We start from the raw sequence: 22,344 nt of genomic DNA, 5'->3' as shown, positions 1-22,344 counted from the left end.
AAATCCCCCAGGGGGGACTTGAGCCTCCCCTTCGGGGAGGTTGGAGAGGCCACAACATAATAACAAAATGGATATAAATACAGACATAAAAAAAGTATTGGTACTGGGTTCGGGAGCGCTAAAAATAGGTGAAGCCGGAGAATTCGATTATTCAGGTTCACAAGCCTTGAAAGCCCTGAAAGAAGAAGGAATAGAAACAGTACTTATCAACCCCAATATAGCAACGATACAAACATCAGAAGGTAGTGCCGACAAAATATACTTCTTGCCGATCACTCCGTATTTTGTAGAAAAAGTCATACAAAAGGAAAAGCCACAAGGTATATTACTGGCTTTTGGTGGGCAAACTGCACTTAATTGCGGCGTTCAGCTCTACCAGGCAGGCATCCTTGAGAAATATAACCTACAAGTCCTGGGAACACCAGTACAGGCTATAATGGATACCGAAGACCGCGAACTGTTCGTAAAAAAACTCGACCAGATAGATGTAAAAACCATCAAAAGCATGGCGGTAGGAACAATAGAGGATGCTGTAAAGGCAGCTGCCGATCTTGGTTATCCGATCATTATCCGTGCGGCTTATGCACTCGGAGGACTGGGTTCTGGATTCTGTGACAATGAACAGGAGTTAAGAACACTTGCAGAAAAAGCACTCTCCTACTCTTCCCAGCTTTTGGTAGAGAAATCACTGAAAGGATGGAAAGAAATAGAATACGAAGTCGTACGTGACAAATACGGCAACTGTATGACCGTGTGTAACATGGAAAACTTCGACCCACTTGGAATCCACACCGGAGAAAGTATTGTAGTTGCTCCTTCACAAACGCTTACAAATGACGAATTCCATAAACTGCGCGAACTATCGATCCGCATTGTAAAACACATCGGTATCGTAGGTGAATGTAACGTACAATTCGCATTCGACACCGAATCGGAAGATTACCGTGTGATCGAAGTAAATGCTCGTCTAAGCCGTTCGTCAGCACTCGCATCGAAAGCCACAGGTTATCCGCTGGCATTTGTTGCCGCAAAATTAGGACTTGGATACGGATTATTTGAGCTCAAAAACTCTGTTACCAAATCTACTTGTGCCTTCTTCGAACCTGCTCTTGATTACATCGTAGTAAAAATACCTCGTTGGGATTTAGGTAAATTCCACGGAGTATCGAAAGAGATCGGGTCAAGCATGAAGTCTGTAGGTGAGATCATGGCTATCGGACGTTCGTTCGAAGAAGCCATACAGAAAGGACTTCGTATGATCAACATCGGTATGCATGGATTTGCGGCAAACAAACCGCTAGCTGTGGATAACCTTGACGAGGCCCTGAGCAATCCGACCGATAAACGTATATTCTGTATCGAAGAAGCTTTCAAAAGAGGCTATACAGTAGATCAGATATACGACCTTACTAAAATCGACCGCTGGTTCTTACAAAAACTGAAATATATATTCGAATGCTCGGAAGAGTTGAAAAAATATGATGACATACAATCTCTTCCTCTCGACTTGTTACTTATAGCAAAACAAAAAGGGTTCTCTGATTTCCAGATTGCCAAAATCGTATGTAAAGAACCCAGCTTGATAGAATCTATCCAGCACGAAGTACGCCGTATCCGTAAAGCAAACGGCATAGTGCCTTGCGTGAAACAGATAGACACCCTTGCTGCAGAATATCCTGCGCAAACCAACTATCTGTACATCACATACAATGGTAGGGAAAACGATGTGAAATACCTGGGAGACCACAAATCTGTCATAGTACTTGGTTCGGGAGCATACCGTATAGGATCTTCGGTTGAGTTCGACTGGTGTTCGGTAAACGCACTGCAAACTATCCGCAAAGAAGGTTACCGCTCGGTGATGATAAATTACAATCCCGAGACAGTGTCTACCGACTATGATATGTGCGACCGACTTTACTTCGATGAATTGACATACGAACGTGTAATGGACATTATCGAACTGGAAAATCCTCATGGGGTAATCCTTTCGGTCGGTGGACAAATTCCTAACAACTTAGCCATCCGCTTGGATGAAGCCAAAGTAAATATCCTTGGAACAACCGCTAAAAGCATTGATAATGCCGAAGACCGCCACAAATTCTCGAGTATGCTCGACCGCATCGGCGTAGACCAGCCACGCTGGAAAGAGCTTACCTCACTTGACGACATCAAGGGCTTTGTGGACGAAGTGGGTTATCCGGTGCTTATCCGTCCGTCTTATGTACTTTCGGGTGCGGCAATGAATGTATGCTCGAATGACGAGGAACTGGAAAACTTCTTAGGTCTGGCAGCAGAGGTTTCAAAGAAACATCCGGTAGTAGTAAGCGACTTCATTGAAAATGCGAAAGAAATAGAGATTGATGCTGTTGCCAACAAAGGAGAAATAGTGATGTATGCTATATCAGAGCACGTTGAGTTTGCCGGAGTACACTCAGGTGACGCAACAATACAGTTCCCTGCACAACGCCTCTATATAGAAACTGTTAGACGAATCAAAAAAGTCGCCCGTCAGGTCGCTCATGAATTACAGATATCAGGGCCTTTCAATATGCAGTTCCTGGCCAAAGACAACTCGATAAGGGTGATAGAATGTAATCTAAGAGCATCGCGTTCATTCCCGTTCGTATCTAAGGTTCTAAAAATAAACTTTATCGAACTCGCTACACAAGTGATGCTTGGTAAAGACGTGGTAAAACCAAACAAGAACGATTTCGACCTTGATTATGTAGGAATCAAAGCATCTCAATTCTCATTCTCGCGTCTGCAAAAAGCCGACCCTGTACTGGGAGTTGATATGGCTTCAACGGGCGAGGTCGGATGTATCGGTGACAACTTCTACGATGCCATGTTGAAATCGATGTTATCGGTAGGATACCGCATACCTAAAAAAACTGTATTGTTCTCTACCGGACCTGCAAAATCGAAAGTGGAATTGCTTGAAGCAGCCCGTCTCCTACATAAAAAAGGATATGAACTATACGCCACCGGTGGTTCGCAAAAATTTCTCGAGGATAACGGTGTACCTGCGACTCGTGTTTACTGGCCAAATGATAACCAGCAACCGAATGCCTTGGAAATGATCCACGACAAGAAGATTGACCTTGTAGTAAATATTCCTAAAAACTTTACTACCAACGAGCTTGATAACGGATATAAAATACGCCGCGCGGCTATCGACTTCAATGTGCCTTTACTAACGAATTCACGCTTAGCATCTGCTTTCATACAAGCATTCTGTAAAATGAGCGTAGATGAGCTGGAAATAAAGGCTTGGAACGAATACGAATAATTTTCGTCATAGAATTTAAGAGCACAAAAACCATCCGATAATCGGATGGTTTTTGTATTTTTGGCTGTCATATAATCTGTTCCAATAAATAAACTAACATGATATAATAATTTATACAACAAAGCGTTATTTCTTTAATCGTTGTTATGATTTCACCTTACAATAATATAATATATGAAAAGATTTTTCTTTTTTCTATTTTCTGTGTTACCGGTCTGTAGTCTTTTAATATCTGCGCAAGATAAAAAGTTATTGATAGAGATCAACTCCCTAAAGACAAATGAAATAATAGGGTTCAGTTATAATAAGATGAATCAACTTACTTACTTTGATGAAAAAGGAGTTGCTACATACCGGGAATTCACATTTAAGTATGATAAAAACAGTGGAAAGCTCTCTGAGTGCATAATCAATCAGGACAGAGGGGAATTTATCGCAAGTTCCAAGTTTACTTACAATAATCCCGACTATGTAGCAGAAGAAATCAAAACCAGTGGAAAAAAGATCAATATAAAAACAACAGAACAAGATAAAATTCATATAGATGTAAATGGCAGACTGACAAAAACTGCCTTTGACGATGGTAAACTATGGGAAGAGTTTGAATACGACAACAACAACAATATCATAAAATATACGCAACATTCAGCTTTAGGCGATAATGATGTTATTTCCACAAATATTTATAATAACGAAAAATCAGCATTCCTAAATATTGATAATATTCCTGCATGGTTTTGGGCGCTGCACATGAATAATATGAGATGGTGCAGTGATTTTGCAGGAAAAAACAATCTGAAAGAATCCACTGTTGTTGATCCAAGATTCGGCACAACAGTAACAGAAGTTACATACGACTATGACAGTGAAGGATATCCAACAAAACAATATTATAACGGCGAGCTTGTGAAAGAATTTAAATATAAAGTGATTAAATAAAATAGAAAGTGCAGAAAAGCCCGGAAAATAATATTTTCCGGGCTTTCTCATTTTTTTCTGATTTTTATTTATCCTTCTCAATCAATTCAGAATCTTTTAATTTCACAGGTTCTGCTTTCTTTCGCAATTTCATATTCAGAAATTCTACCAGTAAGGAGAATGCGATTGCGAAATAAATATAACCCTTCGGTATTTCACCCACGGTTGATCCAAATATCGATATTTGTGATAAATGGGCAGATTCAACAAGCAGCATCACCCCTATTAATATGAGGAATGATAGTCCAAGCATTTGTATAGTCGGATGTTCATTTACAAACCTACTTACCGGCCCCGAAAACAGCAGCATCACCATGACAGCAATGACGACAGCAGTAACCATAATTGTCATAGCTCCGGCGTAACCGAACTCGCTGAAACTAACAAGCCCCACAGCAGTAAGGACACTATCGAAGGAGAAGACTATATCTAATGCTACTATTTGAACAATTACACCAGCAAAGGCAGTACTTACTTTACCCTTAGCTGTATCGCTCTCTCCCTCTAATTTATGGTGAATCTCAGTAACGCTCTTATATAGGAGGAATAAACCTCCCAAGCCGATAATAATACTTTGTCCCGATATGGAACCATCGAACCAGGCTGTATCAAATGAAAAAATAGGTTTGGTAAGCTTCATCAACCACGATATGCAAAAAAGAAGAAGAATGCGGAATAGCATAGCTAACAGTAATCCTACTGTGCGTGCTCTTGGTTGATCTTTTGCTGGTAATTTTGATGACATGATAGACAAAAACACAATATTGTCTATCCCAAGCACAATCTCAAGGAACGCTAATGTTAACAAAGCGACCCAGGCACTTGGTAAAAGAAAAGTTTCTAATATCTCCATATAATTTTTTCGACAAATTTAATAAAGAATTTGTCTTATATGGCCGATTACTTAGCCTTTTCCAGATATTCCTTAATAACGCTATTTCTATCAGTCTTTTCAAGCCTGAAAAATAGCCTGATCTTGATTAAGATTTTTTTTAGCATCCCCTTTAAATGTTCGTCTTCAGTCAAAGACAAAAATAGACATTTTTTTCAGAAAACGAAAAAACTGATAGATATTTCAAATAAATTATATCAAAACGAATTTAAACAAATTCTGTGTATCTTTGGTTCATTAATAAATATTAATATCTGCAGATGAACAATAAGAAAAAAATAATAAATGACCCTGTATTCGGATTTATCACCATACCAAACGATTTTGTTTACAACCTGATACAACATCCCTATTTACAAAGGCTGAACCGTATCAAACAGCTCGGACTTGCTTCATTTGTATATCCGGGGGCTCAGCACACCCGCCTGCATCATTCTATAGGTGCCATGTATCTGATGAACGAAGCCATAAACAATTTACGGTCTAAAGGACAGGATATTACCGCTGAAGAAGCAAATGGCGCATTAGCCTGTATATTGCTGCACGATGTGGGCCACGGACCGTTTTCTCATGTTCTGGAACATACACTTACACATGGTATACATCATGAAGAACTGTCGCTTTCTTTAATGGAAAAATTAAACCGGGAACGAAACGGGGAGTTGGATATCTGCATATCGATTTTTAAAAATGAATATCCAAAGAAATTCCTGCATCAGTTAGTGAGTGGACAATTGGACGTCGATCGTCTGGATTACCTGAGACGGGATAGTTTCTTTACGGGAGTAACGGAAGGGAATATAGGTTCGGCACGGATTATAAAAATGCTCGATGTAAGAAATGATAATCTTGTTGTCGAAGCAAAAGGGATCTATTCGATAGAAAACTTCCTGATGTCCCGTCGTCTTATGTATTGGCAGGTATATCTGCATAAAACATCCGTAGCTGCCGAAAAAATACTGATAAAAGCACTTACCCGCGCAAAACATCTTACCGATAAAGGAATAAAATTATTTACACCTCCCGCTCTTGAGTATTTTTTAATGAATAATGTAGATAAAATATTCTTTGAAAATTATACAGAAGAAGTATTATATCATTTTACAAATCTTGACGATAATGATATCTGGTGTGCCCTTAAAGTATGGACAAACCATGAGGATATTGTTCTTTCCAAATTAAGCTCGTGCCTTATAAACCGCAACATTTTCAAAATAGAGATTACCGAAGAGCCGCAAAGTGAAGAAAAGATCGGATATCATGTAAAAAAATATATGGAAAAACTGGGTGTAAATGAAGTAGAAGCAACCTATTTTTATTCTTCGGATATAATATATACTAATATGTACAACGAAGAGGACGACAGCATTTCCATACTTTACAACGACGGCACGATTAAAGATATATCGAAAGCTTCGGATATGTTAAATATAGAATTGTTATCGAAAAAGGTAAAAAAACATTATTTCTCTTATATGAAACTATAATGGATATCAGGAAAATAGAACATTATATAGTAGCAAATAATCTGCTTCAGGGTGGAGAAAAAGTAATTGTGGGAGTAAGCGGGGGAGCGGACTCTGTCGCCTTGCTAGACATTCTGCACAGCTTTAAGATAGAATGTATCGTAGCTCATTGCAATTTTCACCTGAGAGGCGAAGAATCGAATCGTGATGCTTTCTTTGTGGAAGAATTGTGTAAAAAGTATAATCTGAAATATGAACGAATTGACTTCGATACCGAAGCTCATGCCGAAATAAACGGTATTTCTATTGAAATGGCTGCACGGGAACTCCGTTACAATTGGTTTGAACAAATCAGGATCGTACATCTGGCTGACAAAATAGCTGTAGCTCATCATCGTGATGACTCGGTTGAAACAATCCTGCTAAATCTGATAAGAGGCACTGGGATAAGAGGCGTTACAGGAATTGCACCAATGAATGGGAATATTATACGCCCGCTACTTTGTATGAGCCGCGATGAAATAATCGAATACCTGAATGACCGGAAACTAACTTATGTAGATGATAGCACAAACAACGAAGACCTGTATACAAGAAATAAAATAAGGCTGAATATAATTCCTCTATTGGAAACGATCAATCCTTCGGCCAAAGAATCGATAATACGGACAGCCGAGCATTTATCACAAGTGAATACTATATATCAGCTTTACATCGAACAGGTTAAGAAAGATATTTTTGAAAACAAGACCATAGATATAAACAAACTTATCAGGTATGCGGAGCCTGAAGCTGTTTTATTCGAAATACTATCTCCATATGGTTTCAATTCTGCTTCTGTAAGGCAGATCTTTGAATCGATAATCAGCCAGTCAGGTAAAATTTTTCATTCAGAAAGGTATAGTCTGCTAAAAGACCGTACTTTTTTCATCCTGAAAAAGAAAGGAAATATGTCTATCGATAGTTTTACGATTCGTCATGATAATGAAACAATAAATTATCCGATAAAACTTAAAATAGAGAAAATATTGCCGGATGATAATTTCTTTATAGAGAAAAATCCAGCTATTCTATATGCAGATTTTAATACAATAAACTTTCCATTGACGATCAGAAAATGGGAAAAAGGAGACTGGTTCATCCCTTTCGGCATGAAAGGTAAAAAGAAGGTCAGTGATTATTTCACCGATAACAAATTCAATCTTTTCGATAAAGAAGATACATGGCTTTTGTGTTCTGGGGACAATATTGTATGGATAGTAGGAGAACGTGCTGATGACCGGTTCAAGATAACAAAGAATACTACTGAAATTTTAAAAATAACAATGTATTAATAAAAACAGGGATTGTTATAATAACAATCCCTGTCTACATATATTGAAAGCTTATCTTATTTCAATAAATTCTCAACTTTTTCGGTCAATAATGACTTTTGAGCAGCACCCACTTGTTTGTCTACTACCTCTCCATTCTTAATAAAAAGAATAGTAGGTATATTGCGGATACCATATTTAGATGTAATTTCATCGTTATTATCCACATCTACTTTACCGATAATCACTTTATCGGCATATTCTTCTGCCAATTCTTCAACAAGAGGGCCTACCATGCGGCACGGTCCACACCATTCTGCCCAAAAATCAATCACAATTGGTTTTTCTGATTTTAACAGTTCTTCAAAGCCTGCGTCTGTAATTTCTAATGCCATAACTTTTATTTATATGCTTATTTAAATTATTTATATTTTCTATTTAAATTATCTATTGTGCAAAGGTAGTTATTCTATTTATAATATAAAAATTTTTCAGTTGACCTTGAATATTATATTCTCATTTTCTATCAGATAATCAACAAGTTCCTGTTTTACATTTATTTTTATATTTCGGGAAAAAAGATCGACCTTCATATTTTTCTCTCCATCAACTACCTGAAAATATAACAATGAATTGCCCGGATTGTTTTTAGTTAAAACAGATAATTCTTCTACCATCTGGCTATTCATCTCATGTAATGGTAAAGTTATGGTGATTTTTTCTATCAGAGAATCTTTCACATCGGGCAAAAGCTGAATAGAATTTATCTTAAACTCCAGCCTGTTTTCATCAAAGCGGGTACCTTGCACCCGCCCTTTTATATAAAGGTATAGCCCCGGACGGCCATATTTACCGAAATTAATATAATTATCTCCAAACAAAGGAATCTCTCCACTTCCCGTAAAGTCTTCGATACGCAGTATCATATAAGGCTTCCCATTTCGGGTCATACCCTCTCGGTTACCTGTAACCATTCCTCCGATAGAAATCTCCTTATTTTTCAGTGCATCTTTATCCTCAAAATCGGCCATACCTACATTGCAGACATAGTTAAGGACGATCTTATACTCATCCAAGGGATGAGCCGAAAGATATATACCAATTAACTCCCGCTCCTTATTCAACCGCTCCAGATCGGACCATTTTTCTGCAGATGGAATATCGGGATGAGCAATATCGAAGGAAGTATCATCACCAAAAAGAGAATTGACCGCCTGGTTTTTATCTGCCTGATATTTATTTCCATACCGGATGAGCAGATCAATAAAAGTTTCTCCTTTGCCATTCAACTCAAAGAACTGTTCGCGGCTAATTTCTGTGAAAGCATCGAAAGCTCCGGCTAAAGCCAAAGACTCTATATTTTTCTTATTACATGCACTCAGGTTTACCCGTTCTACGAAATCGAAGATATCTTTAAATGCACCGTTTTTATCCCTCTCATTCACAATACTCATTACGGCACCCTCTCCCACTCCTTTTACAGCGGCAAGTCCGAAACGGATATCCCCGGCCTTATTTACCGAAAATTTGAGGTAAGACTCGTTTACATCCGGGCCAAGCACATTCATATTCATGGCCTTACATTCATCCATGAATTTCGTGATTTCAGTTATATTGGATAAATTACGGGAAAGCACGGCCGCCATGTATTCCGGCGGATAATTGGCTTTCAGCCACGCTGTCTGGTAGGCCACCCACGAATAACAGGTTGCATGCGATTTATTGAATGCATAGGAGGCAAATTTTTCCCAATCGGCCCATATTTTTTCCAGCGTTTTCTTATCATGTCCGTTTTTCGTTCCGCCATCAAGGAATTTTTCCTTCAGGGCATTCATTTTGTCTATCAGCTTCTTACCCATCGCTTTCCGAAGTTCGTCAGACTGACCTCTGGTGAAGTTAGCCAGCAAACGGGAAAGTAACATGACCTGTTCCTGATAGACCGTAATACCATACGTATCATTCAGATACCGCTCCATGACAGGAATATCATAGGTTATCTCTTCCTCTCCATGTTTACGGGCAATAAAGGATGGTATATAATCCATTGGTCCCGGGCGATACAGGGCATTCATGGCTATCAGGTCTTCAAATTTGGACGGTTGCAGCGCTTTCAGGTATTTCTGCATTCCGGCAGACTCGAACTGGAATGTACCGGTCGTTTTGCCCTGACTGTATAATTCGTATGTCTTCGGATCTTCAAGGGATATATTATCTATATCTACTTTTTCACCTGTAGTATGCTTGATATTGTCGAGGGCTTCCTTAATGATAGAGAGTGTTTTCAACCCCAGGAAGTCCATTTTTATCAATCCGGTTTCTTCGATCACCGTACCTTCATACTGCGTCACAAGAATACTTTCACCGGTTTCTTTATCCTCTGCCGTACTTACAGGCACAATGTCCGAAATATCCTGCTGGCCGATAATGATACCACAGGCATGCACACCGGTATTACGCACATTACCCTCGAGCATTTGTGCGTACTTCAGGGTATCGCGCATCACGGGGTCATGGCTGTTGGCTGCTTCTTTCAGTTCGGGAACATAGTCTATCGCATCTTTCAGCGTAACTTTTTTCTTATCGGGAATACGGTCGGGAACAAATTTTGCCAACCGGTTCGATTCAGACAATGGCAATTTCTGTACACGGGCAACATCTTTTATCGCCGATTTAGTAGCCATTGTTCCATAAGTAATAATATGTGCGACCCGTTCCTGTCCGTATTTTTCCGTTACCCATTTCAAAACCTTTCCACGTCCGTCATCATCGAAATCAATATCGATATCGGGCATAGATATACGATCGGGATTAAGGAAACGCTCAAACAGCAAATCATATTTAATCGGGTCGATATCAGTAATTCCCAGACAATAAGCCACAGCCGATCCTGCAGCAGAACCACGTCCCGGACCTACGGCGACACCCATTTTCCGGGCGGCCGAGATAAAGTCCTGCACTATGAGGAAGTAGCCCGGAAAACCCATCGTCTTCATTGTGTTCAATTCAAATTCGAGACGTTCGGCGACCTCCTCATCCATATCTTTTCCATAGCGTTTCTCTGCTCCGATCATGGTTAAATGACGAAGATAGTCGGATTCTAACTTGATACGTATAACCTTATCATATCCACCCAAACGCTTATATTCTTTCTCTCCAAATTCTTTTATAAGGTCTTCTGCCGAATACATGATCCGATATCCTTCTTCCGTCCCAAATGAGACATCAATAGGGAAGAACGGCATCAAGGCGTCGGAATCAATGGAATAAAACTCAACTTTATTTGCTATTTCGAGTGTATTTTCCAAGACTTCTGGATGATCAGAAAATATTTGTCGCATTTCAGCCGTAGTTTTCAGCCATTCCTGCTTAGTATATCGCATACGCTTGGGATCGTCGAAATCTTTCCCTGTACTCAGACAGATCAGGCGGTCGTGCGCGTCGGCATCTTCTTCATTTGTAAAATGCACATCGTTGGTAGCTATCACCTTAATACCAAGCCTTTGCCCCATTTGGACAAGCTCTGTATTAACTTTTTCCTGTAATGGATAAGCTTCGGTATTGGCATCGGGGCGATTTGTTTTATGGCGCTGAAGTTCGAAGTAAAAGTCTTCACCAAAAATATCCTTGAACCACAAAGCTGCTGCTTCAGCCTCTTTTATATCTCCGGCTGTGATTTTTTTAGGCACCTCACCCCCAAGACATGCAGTGGAAACAATCAGACCTTCATGGTATTTCTCCAATAATTCCTTATCGATACGTGGACGCATATAATAACCTTCTGTCCAGCCATAAGAAACCATTTTAATAAGATTTTTATATCCTGTTTCGTTCTTTGCCAGCACCACCAGGTGCCAGCCGCTCATGTCAGGTTTTCCTTCTTTCAGTTTGCGCCCCCTGCGAGCAACATAGCATTCGCAGCCGATAATCGGTTTAAAGCGTTTTGCCTCTTCTTTATGTATCTGGTTTTTTAATTCTCCTATTTTCTCAGAATTATTGCCCGACTCATCAGCCTGTAGTTGCTTAATTTCGGCTTTTAGTTCCTTTATCTTATTGTTGTAACCCGAGTTTTTCTTCTTAACATAATTATAGAATTCCTTAACCCCAAACATAGCCCCATGGTCAGTCAGCGCAATAGCTTTCATTCCATCACCAATGGCCTTGTCCACAAGGCTTGGTATACTGGCTTGGCCATCGAGCAGGGAATACTGGGAGTGAACGTGTAGATGTATAAAATTGCTCATAATTTTACTTTTCCTTTTCTCTCAATTATGTAAAGTTACAACAAATAGATACGATGCTAAAAATTTTCTATTAGCAGTTTTCAACATTTAAATGTTTTTATTCTAACACCAACAAAATGAACATATATTTTGCTTTGCATTTTTTTCAACTAATTTATCTATGTAAGTAAAGGAGTTATGAGTTATAAATTATGCGAACCAGCAGTTGAAATTATTATGATTGTAAAAAATAATTGTTCAATTTCACTAACGCGCTTGTCGGCTTGTTTTCTTTCAACTTTTTTCTTGATAAAAAAGTTACAAAAAATCAAGGCTTCATTCCTCCGGCGACCCAAAACCGGCGTTGCGGCTGAACAAAAAGAACTCGCTCATCAGCAGGGCTAAATACGAATCTTACGTGTAAGCTCGAACAGCTTTTTGTTCTACGCCTCCACTGCCGGATTGGGTGCCCCGCCTGCGGAACGTATGCCGGAGTCGCAAAGCGACGACAAAAAAGACTCTGCTTTGTCAGGCGTCCGCCCGGTGGCATTAGTCTGCAGTGCGGGCACCCGTCAGGTGAAAGGGGCATGAAACCAAATACTGTCTGAGCCGCAGGCGAGTTTATTTGGTTTAGCCCGTGAACCTGTAACGGATCGCACGAAGGACGAGCCACCAAAGCGTTTTTGGTTCCTTTTGCGGCTTTGGGCAAAAGGAACACAAGCAATCTTCAATTGCACGTAGTAAAAAAGAATTGAACTATTAAATATAACTACTGATTGGCATAAATTATGAATATAAGGCTCAAAAGAATATTGATTATACTTAGCATCTTTGCGAGAAAAATATTGCAAAAGTGTAACTTTTGTAACTTTTTAGTAAAATAGCTAACAGCTAAAATTGTCAGATGTGTCAGGTTTTTATTCATCACTCTTTTATTTTACCTGATAAATGCATATATATCAGCATCTTTTATTTGTACTCAGAAAATATATCCATAAATTTGTGCTTTATATAAATTCTATGTCAAAAAGAAATCTCTTATTCCTATTCGTCTCTATTCTGGTTTCCACCTCCTTATATTCCCAGCAAACCATAAGGATTGCCGGAACGGTAAAAAACGAAAAAGGACAGCCGGTCGAATATGTACTGGTTGCGCAGGAAAAGACACAAAATATAGCTACAACCGATAAAAACGGAGAATACTTTCTTACCGTATCGCCAAAAGACACTATTAAAATATTATTCTCTCTTATCGGCTATAAAAAGCATCTGTATCTCATGCCTAAACTGAACGAAGGAATGGTATTGAATGCTGTGTTACAGGAAGAAGACAAAGAACTGGCCCCTGTAACAATAGAAGGGGAACGAACCATTACCACTGTTATTGAACGGGTTGATTATCTGGCAACAAGACGCCCTTCCAATCCATGGAGCAGTATAGAATCATTATTAGCCACAATGGGCGGCGTAAGTTCGACCAATGAACTTAGCCAGCAATATTCAGTAAGGGGAGGCAACTTTGATGAAAACATCGTATATGTGAACGGAGTAGAGATTTATCGTCCTTTATTAGTCCGATCGGCACAGCAGGAAGGATTAAGTTTTATCAATCCCAATATGGTAAAGACTATCGGTTTCTCTGCCGGAGGATTCAGTGCCGAATATGGCGACCGTATGTCCTCAGTCCTCGACATTACATATAAAAAACCTAAAGAATTAGAGGGTGCTATATCTGCCAGCCTGATGGGAGGAGAAGTATATATTGGCAGCTCATCCGGCCGTTTTTCGCAAATAACAGGAGCCAGATATAAAACAACACGCTCGCTCCTTAGCAAAACAGATACTAAGGCCGAATATGATCCTGATTTTTTAGATTTTCAGACATATATGACCTATGAATTTTCTCCAAAATGGGAAATCGATCTCCTTGGAAATTACTCATACAACAGATTTAAATTCACACCTACTTCGCGCGAAACCAAGTTCGGCACATTACTGACACCCCGTACATTTCTGGTTGAGTTCGACGGACAGGAAAAAGACAAATTCCTGACTTATCAGGCCGCATTTACCCTAAAAGGGAAAATAAACGACAAGCTAACCATTGGCCTTACTGCGTCGACATTCGCCTCTGACGAACAGGAAAGATACGATATTACAGGCCGCTACCTATTAAAAGAGACGGATGTTACAGGAGAAGAGAATCCGGATGAGAGTGAAAATCTTGGGATCGGAACTTACCATGAACATGCCCGGAATAAGCTGGAATCGGAAGTATATACTATCTCCCACTTCGGAAATCTGAAACTGGACAAACATCTTATCAAGTGGGGAATCACTTATCAGAATGAAAATATAAAAGATAAGATCAAGGAATGGGAAATGCGCGATTCGGCAGGCTATTCCATACCCAGTACAGGCGTTGATGTAAATGTGTTTTCGAATCTGAAATCAGATAATAAGATCAATCCGTCCCGTTTTTCAGGATTTGTACAGGATACGTATTCATTCGATACAGACAAGGGCTTGTTTATATTAAATGCCGGTGTAAGAGCCAGTTACTGGACTTTTAATGAGGAGTTAATAATCAGTCCACGTGGTGCTCTGGCTTTTGTACCTAAAAATACAGATAATCTTTCTTTACGCATTGCCGGAGGTGTCTATTATCAGGCTCCGTTCTACAAAGAGATGCAACGGATTGTCGATATCGACGGAAATAATACCATAGAGTTGAACAAAGATATTAAGTCGCAGAAATCATATCATATTGTTTTGGGGGCTGATTATTTTTTCGGAAGGGACGAAAGCAGGAATATTCCCGCATTTAAGCTGTCAGGCGAGATATATTATAAGAAATTATCAGACCTGATACCATACACTGTAAATAATGTAAAAATAAGGTACACAGGAGAAAACACATCGAAAGGATATTCCACGGGTATAGACTTCAAGCTTTATGGTGAATTTATCCCGGGAGCCGATAGCTGGATCAGTCTTGGCCTGATGAAAGCCCAACAGGATATCAACGGAACGGAAGTTCCTCTTCCTACTGATCAACGCTTTAACTTCGCCATTTTCTATCAGGACTATATTCCGGGGTATGAACGTTTACGAATGAGCCTCAGAGGACTTTGGTCGGGAGGTCTGCCAGTATCTGCACCATACAAAGGTTATGAAAACGGTTATTTCCGCACATCATCATATAAACGGGTAGATATAGGGTTTTCATGGCTGGCATTGGGAGAAGATTTTGCTATAAGGAATAGAAATTCGTTTTGCCGGGCTTTCAAAAATATCTGGTTGGGATTCGATATCTTCAATCTGTTCGATATGGAAAACGTAAATACTTATTACTGGATAACAGATATACATAGCCAACAATATGCTGTGCCAAACTATCTTACTGGTCGTCAACTCAATATAAAGCTGGTAGCCGAGTTTTAACTTCTTTAAGACTCCTTTCATCTATTCCTATTTCTAAAAAATATACCTTTGCTTCAAACATAAAAGAGTAGATTATGGAAAACTTTTCAATGGTAAATCCCGTAAAAATCATATTCGGGGAAGGAATGATAAAAGAAGTGGCCAACGAAATACCTAAAGGAAGCAAGGTGTTGATAACATATGGCGGAGGCAGTATAAAAAAGAATGGAGTATACGATCAGGTAGTTAAAGCTATTGATGGTTTTGAATGGTATGAATTTTCGGGAATCGAGCCGAATCCTCATTATGAGACCTGCATGAAAGCTGTGGCTCTGATAAAGGAAAAAAGCATTGATTTTCTTCTGGCTGTAGGCGGCGGTTCAGTACTTGATGCCACAAAATTCATAGCGGCAGCGGCTTGTTTCGAAGACGGTGATCCGTGGCTCATCTTATCTAAACATGCAGAAGTAAAAAAGGCCTTACCATTCGGAGACGTAATTACCCTGCCAGCAACAGGCTCGGAGATGAACAGCGGTGCTGTTATCACCAAAGCGGAAACACAAGAAAAGCTGGCCTTCGGTTCCCCGTTTACATTCCCTAAATTTTCGGTACTCGACCCTACTACGACATACAGTATGCCTCCACGCCAGATAGGGAATGGTGTTGTAGATGCGTTTGTACATGTAATGGAGCAATACCTGACATATAATGAAGGGGACTCATTGTTACAGGATAATATGGCAGAAGCGATTGTAAAAACATTAGTAGCAGATGGGCCTAAAGCTCTAAAAACTCCAGAAAATTATGGTGTGCGTGCGAATCTGATGTGGGCTTCTACATGGGCTCTTAATGGCTGGATAGCCGCCGGAGTACCTGAGGACTGGGCTACACACATGATAGGACACGAGCTGACTGCTTTCTATGGATTGGATCACGGGCAAACGCTAGCTATTGTACTTCCGGGTGTGATGACTGTACTGAAAGAACAGAAGAGCAAAAAAATCACCCGCCTTGGAAGAGAAGTTTTCGGAATAAATGATAATGACGCTACAAACAGAACAATAAAAGCTGTAGAAAACTTTTTTGAATCGGTAGGAGTAAAAACCCATCTTTCCGATTACGGACTGGGAGACGAAGCTATCGAGAAAGTAGTTAGCCGTCTTTCTCAACGGGGATGGAAGCTGGGTGAATGTGAAAACATAACCGCCGATGTGGTAAGAGAAATCCTCACATTGAGAAAATAACACATCTAAATAAAAAACAAAGCCGATGAAGAAATCTCCATCGGCTTTTATTACATAATACAGTTTCTTATTCAGCCGTTTCCGTACGTCCGTCAGAAGCCTCGCGGCTTACGAATTTCCATTCCTTATCGCCTGTGCATTGTAGCGTATAAGACCAATACACATTGGTTCCGGCTCCCGGTTCGGAATATATCAGCACATTGTCGACCCGTGCATACTGATCTACCCCACTTACTATAGGAGTAGCGTTCGGATATTTGGAATTAAGTACTATGATAAGCCCTTCGACAGTACGTTGGTTCATAAAGGTAACTTTCTCATCCTGGGAAGCATCCATAGGGTAAGTATCATCTTTACCTCTATCTACCTCACGGTAAGAAACATTGCCATAGTATGTGCTAAATCCATAATAGTATTCAGCATTACTATTAGCATGAACAACATCATCGTCACCTGCCTTATAATGATCGATAACATAATCTACCACTATCTGGTAATCAGACTTAGCTAAAGAAACAATGATAGTCGGATCGAAAATCCAGACTTTAGAATTATTTACTTCCGCCCGTACAAATTGCGAGGACTCTTCTGAAAGAGTACTTTGTACTGTCCATTGGTTATCATAAACTACCCGGTCAGCATAGTAAACCCCGGCACTTGTGCGATAAACGACTACTTTTTCAGTTCCTATAAAATTCTGACCCAGATATTGAGGCAATAAGGTTTGAGCCTGTGCTGTAGTCATTGTTCCCGAAGAAAGGGTTAGTTTAGTATAATCTTCCGGCTGCAAAGTAAGGATACCGCTGCCTACGGCAGACCATGCACTACCATTGTATGTATATGTTGCATACTGTGTATACTTACTTTCCACATCCGTACCTGAAACTTCTTCCCATACCTTTACGTTATCCAGTTGATAAGTAGTCGTAACCTTAGGTGTTGAAGTATCATCGCCCATATATTTAAATCCAATATATATCTTTTTCCCTTTGTAAGCAGTAAGATCTAATGTGCCGGCAGTAGCCCATGTACTATATCCACTTGCTGGAGCAGGAATGGTAAAGCTTGAAGTTACATCTGTCCAGTTTGCAGTAGCAATATCACCTACCGTTCCGTCAAAATCTTCCGATATCATAATCCTCAAGCCGGCAGCAGTATAGTTCCCTGTAATTATATCGAAAGAGAATTTAGGCGTTGTTGTTGAGTTAGTCAAATCAACATTTGGCGTAATCAACCAAACCTCATTTTTTGCAGCAGATTGATACGATGACACCTGTGCATAGTTATTGCTACTATATGTACGCATTTGCCAGAATATTGAACCACCGGTTACATCTTTATTAATCCATCCGTCAATATTTACAGCCACACCCGAGCCCGCAGTATAGCCTTCGAATTTTTGTTCAAAGAATACGCTTTCAACTGTAGTTGTCACAGGTTCTTCATCCGAATAATAATATTCTACAGTCTTATAATCGCCTGCTACCGCATCAGTAAAACGGGTTTTCAAAATATTCGGAATCTGCGAATTTGCAGATTTAGCCGGGGTAAGAGATAATACCAGCGGGCTTGTTCCCCACACCGACTTATAATCGTCACTCACCATAGTGTATCCCGTAGTGCTCAATCCGCTCAACACCTCATCACGTGCATCATCATACATATAAGTAATCATGGCCGACGACTTAACGTCTGCTGTATAATACTTGTTTTCGAGCAGGTATGGAATCAACTGTGCAGGATCGAGTTCAGGTGAAAACTTCTTGGCCGAACTCAACTTATTTGCCAATGCTGTATTTTCGTCTGTACCAGTTGCTTTCAGAGCATTTACAATTATCGTATAATCAGCATCTGTCATTGTATATTGGTAGTTCGCCAGATTTGTAGGTCTTTCAGCATCTTCATACCAATCAAAATTGTCCTCATTGAAATCTTTACAAGAGAAAGCAATAAAAACAGTAAACAGTATAAATATTATTTTTTTCATATTGTTGTTCTTATTTTGTTTTTTTAGGTTTAGAAATGTACTTTTAATCCTACACTCCATGTGCGTCCAAAGCCATAGTACACCTGAGCAGATTCTGCTTTTCCATCACCGCCATCCTTTGCATCAGCAATATAAACCGCATCGAACAGGTTATCGATGTTCGCTGTCAATGTTGTTTTTAGTCCCATAATATTAAATTTGTAATTATAGAACAAATCAAATGTTTGGTAATTAGGTATCTGCCATGGTTGAGCAAAATCATTTGCACCCCAACGGTTTATAGTTACTGTAAAGTCGGCAAAAATTCTCGCATAGTGATTAAAGTCGAGACCTATTCGCATATCTTTAAATATCTGATAATCGGCACCAACAGCGACAAACGTTTGAGGAGAGTTACCCACATGGATACCCTTCAGATTTACCTGCGCTTCTACGGGAGCACCATTTTGTTCAACGACACTACCATCTTGTTTGACAGCATATCCTGAAGCATTACTATTCCATTTCCAGTTATTAAACGCCGCCATAGCTTTCAGATTCAGATTTCTTGTCGGACGCACATTCACTTCAAACTCAATACCCTGATGTAAAGCATTTACTCCTGATAAATTAAGAGTACCTTCTTCGGGCCTGCTTGAATCTAAAGACCTTACCATTGTCTTATCATTCCACTCTGTGCGATAGATATTAACTTTGGCATTCATAAAACTATTGACAAATCCATATCCGGCTTCCACTGAGAATACTTTTTCGTTTCTACCGTTAGGGTTCATCGCATTACTTTTCTGATTGCTTGTAAAGATACCGGCAGAATAAAATGGTGTACGAGAGAAATAACCGATATTGGCAAAAGCATTATGATTTATATTGAAGTTATAATTCGCACCTCCTTTAATACCAAAACCTGCTTTATTTTTTGTATCTGATTTTTCATTATCAGCTGCAAATTTTTCTACACGCCAGTAATTCGAAACATTGAAAGATCCTGATACAAAAGCACTCAATTTATCTTTTGAATATTCAGCTTGTCCGAATACTCCTTCCTGCATTACAAATCCATCATAGTTACGATATACGATATCACCGACTGTCAGTTTCTCATTTACCCAGTCTGCATTATCTTTGTATTTACCATCAATAACCCTTTGCGGGTCTACCAAAAATTTACCTCCGAGCAAATCTACTATCTCTGTTTTATGGATTCCTTTATAATAACGGAAGTCTACACCACCCTGTAGCTCTATTTCATCGGTAATCTTATTACTGTATGTAGAAAGTAAGCCCACCCAAACATGGTTGTTTATAGCATTCTGGATAGCCAGCTGCGATCCATTCGGGTTTTCAGCATTTTCAGCCATTAATTTAGCAAAATCATAAGTCCCGAATCCGGCAACTTTTCCATCACCTGCTCTATAGTCCTGATTAACCAACCCGTTAGTTGATCCGTATGCAGCTGTTCTGTTATTTCCTACTCCCGAATATCCACCTCCCGAACCAAGAGACAAGTAAAGGGCTGTTGATAAACTTGATTTCAAATTAATATCCCAAATATGGTTCAATGATATTTGCGGTTTGTGATATTCATTGTAATTAAATGTCTTAAACTGTCCAGACGAATCGTATCCATAGCCGGCGTTGTATTGATATCTATCATTCTTAGGCAGTTTGGCCCATTCTGATATTAATAATTGGTCCTTCCGTTGATTATGCCACTGAGGTGCACCAAATGCGGTTAATGACAATACCTGATTTGTTCCCAATTGCTTGGATATATTCAGGAAATAAGAATAGGCCTCAAAGTCTGTACCCTGAATGTAACCGTCGCTCCATGTTTTTGCGCCTAACAAAGTTACGGCCCAACCATTATCCATCAGACCTGTGGATACATTGAACGAAACTTTATTGTAACCATCGTTACCCATTCCGTAATACACAGAACCACCTTTTTCTGCATCTGTAGATTTGGTAATAATATTGATAGAACCTCCAACTGATGGTGATGATATTTTTGATGCTCCTAGCCCACGCTGTACCTGCATCACACGTGTCACATCACCTAATCCGGCCCAATTAGACCAGTAAAGTCCACCCCACTCCATATCATTCATCGGCACCCCATTTATCATCACAGCTACGTTTGGCGAATCAAAACCACGTACCCTTACCTGAGAGTCTCCATATCCCCCTCCTGTTTTTGTTGCGTATACACTTGGCGTGGATTTAAGTAATTCCGGGAATTCTTTTGTACCTGTCTTCAGCATGATAATCTCTGCATCGATAGAAGACATGGCTACCGGTGTTTTACGGTCTACCCCTATAGTAGATGTAATAATAACATCATTTAGTCCGAAAGCATCAGATTCCATTTCGACATTACCCATATTTGCTCTTACATCGAGCTCCTGGGCTTTGTATCCTACATATGTGAATTTCAATTTGCCTTTAGATGATGATAAACTTAATGTAAAGCTCCCGTCGAGATCGGTCGCTGTCCCTTTCTTTTCATCCTCTGAAAATACAGTTACCCCAATTAAAGGCTCTTTGGTATCTTTATCCAGCACCACGCCTTTTACCACGGTTTGGGCAAAAGCTGTAATGGAACAAAATAAAATACCTACCAACAGAAAAGATAATTTTTTTCTCATGTTTTAATAATTAAGAAATTAAAGTTGATTGATATACTGATATACATTGATATACTGATATACTATGTTTATTCGTCTGAAGATTGACGTTTTATTACATAACTCCTGTATACATATGAATATGAAGTGATTACCATTTACAAAATGCTATTTAACAAGTCTTTTTCATATTATTTTACCTCAGTACAAATATAGGTTATAATAATTTAAAATAATATAACAAAAAAGTTATTTTTTTGCTACGTTCAAAAAGTTTTCAAGAATTTATTTAAAACAATAATATACTCAATATAAAATAAGAAGCCTGGCTAAATATAATGTTCAGCCAGGCTTTTATATTATATTATCTGTTTATCTTACATCGTATCCTGCTTCTTTGGCATATTCTGCCTGAGCATTTACCAATGCATCGAATAATTTTGAATATTCATCTATTTTTGCATCGTATTCATTGGTGATATTCTCCAAATCCACATCAGTAGATTCTGCTGTTAATGAAGAAAACTTCTTACCTGTTTCAACAACACTCCTAAGACCTTCATATGTTTTAATAGCAGCTTCTTTAAATGCGTCTCCTCCTTTTGGAGCCTCCAACGCTTTTACTATATCAATCTCTTTATTGATTTTAGCCAATGCGCTATCTGTTTGAGCCGTAATAGCTGAGAAATTGGTATCTTCGATTAACTTTGCAATCGCATCCTGATATTCTGTGCTTACATTGGTAATTTCAGTGTTTGCTTTAGAAAGAGCATCATTAAATTTTACCGGATCGGGGCCACCACACGACGCAAAAACCATCATTACCGCAAATAGAGAAAATAATACTTTTTTCATGTTAAGTAAATTTTGTAGTTTTTATTATACTTTATTACATCACAAATATA

General features: G+C 39.2%; 13 protein-coding genes. 6 read left to right on the top strand and 7 right to left on the bottom strand.

The features are described from left to right. The first annotated feature begins 73 nt into the window (after positions 1-73). Positions 74-3,292 (top strand): carbamoyl-phosphate synthase (glutamine-hydrolyzing) large subunit, encoded by a 3,219-nt coding sequence (gene carB / locus GGR21_RS09060; protein WP_317169875.1) that lies wholly within the window; start codon positions 74-76, stop codon positions 3,290-3,292. Positions 3,293-3,601: 309 nt separating this feature from the next. Then, entirely contained in the window at positions 3,602-4,231 is a 630-nt protein-coding gene (locus GGR21_RS09055) for a hypothetical protein (RefSeq protein ID WP_246348040.1), read from the top strand. Positions 4,232-4,295: 64 nt separating this feature from the next. Here GGR21_RS09055 and GGR21_RS09050 read toward each other — a convergent pair whose 3' ends face one another. After that, entirely contained in the window at positions 4,296-5,123 is an 828-nt protein-coding gene (locus GGR21_RS09050; RefSeq protein ID WP_183306876.1) for a TerC family protein, read from the bottom strand. Between the two features lie 299 nt (positions 5,124-5,422). Here GGR21_RS09050 and GGR21_RS09045 point away from each other — a divergent pair, with 299 nt between their 5' ends. Both GGR21_RS09045 and tilS read left to right on the top strand, forming a co-directional pair. Then, complete coding sequence (locus GGR21_RS09045) at positions 5,423-6,649, top strand: HD domain-containing protein (RefSeq protein ID WP_183306875.1); 1,227 nt, start codon at positions 5,423-5,425, stop codon at positions 6,647-6,649. After that, positions 6,649-7,962, top strand: a complete 1,314-nt coding sequence (gene tilS / locus GGR21_RS09040) for a tRNA lysidine(34) synthetase TilS (protein ID WP_183306874.1) — start codon at positions 6,649-6,651, stop codon at positions 7,960-7,962. The genes GGR21_RS09045 and tilS overlap by 1 nt, the downstream gene beginning before the upstream one ends. A 56-nt stretch (positions 7,963-8,018) precedes the next feature. Here tilS and trxA read toward each other — a convergent pair whose 3' ends face one another. The 3 genes from trxA to GGR21_RS09025 form a co-directional block, all read right to left on the bottom strand. Beyond that, positions 8,019-8,336: a thioredoxin gene (gene trxA / locus GGR21_RS09035; RefSeq protein WP_183306873.1), complete on the bottom strand. Its 318-nt coding sequence runs from the start codon at positions 8,334-8,336 to the stop codon at positions 8,019-8,021. Between the two features lie 96 nt (positions 8,337-8,432). Beyond that, positions 8,433-12,182, bottom strand: a complete 3,750-nt coding sequence (gene dnaE, locus GGR21_RS09030) for a DNA polymerase III subunit alpha (RefSeq protein ID WP_183306872.1) — start codon at positions 12,180-12,182, stop codon at positions 8,433-8,435. Between the two features lie 307 nt (positions 12,183-12,489). Then, complete coding sequence (locus GGR21_RS09025; protein WP_183306871.1) at positions 12,490-12,879, bottom strand: hypothetical protein; 390 nt, start codon at positions 12,877-12,879, stop codon at positions 12,490-12,492. 302 nt (positions 12,880-13,181) lie between these two features. On the opposite strand from GGR21_RS09025, the gene GGR21_RS09020 reads away from it, so the two are divergent. Both GGR21_RS09020 and GGR21_RS09015 read left to right on the top strand, forming a co-directional pair. Next, positions 13,182-15,605 carry a TonB-dependent receptor gene (locus GGR21_RS09020; RefSeq protein WP_183306870.1) on the top strand — a complete coding sequence of 808 codons (2,424 nt, stop codon included), beginning with the start codon at positions 13,182-13,184 and terminating at the stop codon, positions 15,603-15,605. A 74-nt stretch (positions 15,606-15,679) separates the two neighbouring features. Next, on the top strand, positions 15,680-16,828 hold the full coding sequence (locus tag GGR21_RS09015) for an iron-containing alcohol dehydrogenase (RefSeq protein ID WP_183306869.1): 1,149 nt from the start codon (positions 15,680-15,682) through the stop codon (positions 16,826-16,828). 67 nt (positions 16,829-16,895) lie between these two features. Here GGR21_RS09015 and GGR21_RS09010 read toward each other — a convergent pair whose 3' ends face one another. The 3 genes from GGR21_RS09010 to GGR21_RS09000 all read right to left on the bottom strand — a co-directional run bounded on the left by GGR21_RS09010 (position 16,896) and on the right by GGR21_RS09000 (position 22,294). After that, a complete protein-coding gene (locus GGR21_RS09010) occupies positions 16,896-18,815 on the bottom strand; it encodes a choice-of-anchor J domain-containing protein (protein WP_183306868.1) in 1,920 nt (639 codons plus the stop codon). Positions 18,816-18,844: 29 nt separating this feature from the next. Continuing rightward, positions 18,845-21,460, bottom strand: coding sequence for a TonB-dependent receptor (locus GGR21_RS09005; RefSeq protein ID WP_183306867.1), 2,616 nt, complete (start codon positions 21,458-21,460; stop codon positions 18,845-18,847). 351 nt (positions 21,461-21,811) lie between these two features. Next, the gene (locus GGR21_RS09000; protein ID WP_183306866.1) at positions 21,812-22,294 is read right to left on the bottom strand and encodes a hypothetical protein; all 483 of its coding nucleotides are present in this window, start codon (positions 22,292-22,294) and stop codon (positions 21,812-21,814) included. Positions 22,295-22,344: the final 50 nt, after the last annotated feature.

Source organism: Dysgonomonas hofstadii (assembly GCF_014196915.1).
Classification (GTDB): Bacteria; Bacteroidota; Bacteroidia; order Bacteroidales; family Dysgonomonadaceae; genus Dysgonomonas; species Dysgonomonas hofstadii.
The sequence above is the reverse complement of the archived record's forward strand: the minus strand, read 5'-3'. Positions and strand labels throughout refer to the sequence as shown.

Excerpts from the sequence above, each read along its gene's own strand:
- GGR21_RS09055 (WP_246348040.1), top strand. The coding sequence starts at position 3,602 with ATGAATCAACTTACTTACTTTGATGAAAAAGGAGTTGCTACATACCGG.
- GGR21_RS09050 (WP_183306876.1), bottom strand. The coding sequence starts at position 5,123 with ATGGAGATATTAGAAACTTTTCTTTTACCAAGTGCCTGGGTCGCTTTG.
- GGR21_RS09045 (WP_183306875.1), top strand. The coding sequence starts at position 5,423 with ATGAACAATAAGAAAAAAATAATAAATGACCCTGTATTCGGATTTATC.
- tilS (WP_183306874.1), top strand. The coding sequence starts at position 6,649 with ATGGATATCAGGAAAATAGAACATTATATAGTAGCAAATAATCTGCTT.
- trxA (WP_183306873.1), bottom strand. The coding sequence starts at position 8,336 with ATGGCATTAGAAATTACAGACGCAGGCTTTGAAGAACTGTTAAAATCA.
- dnaE (WP_183306872.1), bottom strand. The coding sequence starts at position 12,182 with ATGAGCAATTTTATACATCTACACGTTCACTCCCAGTATTCCCTGCTC.
- GGR21_RS09020 (WP_183306870.1), top strand. The coding sequence starts at position 13,182 with ATGTCAAAAAGAAATCTCTTATTCCTATTCGTCTCTATTCTGGTTTCC.
- GGR21_RS09015 (WP_183306869.1), top strand. The coding sequence starts at position 15,680 with ATGGAAAACTTTTCAATGGTAAATCCCGTAAAAATCATATTCGGGGAA.
- GGR21_RS09010 (WP_183306868.1), bottom strand. The coding sequence starts at position 18,815 with ATGAAAAAAATAATATTTATACTGTTTACTGTTTTTATTGCTTTCTCT.
- GGR21_RS09005 (WP_183306867.1), bottom strand. The coding sequence starts at position 21,460 with ATGAGAAAAAAATTATCTTTTCTGTTGGTAGGTATTTTATTTTGTTCC.
- GGR21_RS09000 (WP_183306866.1), bottom strand. The coding sequence starts at position 22,294 with ATGAAAAAAGTATTATTTTCTCTATTTGCGGTAATGATGGTTTTTGCG.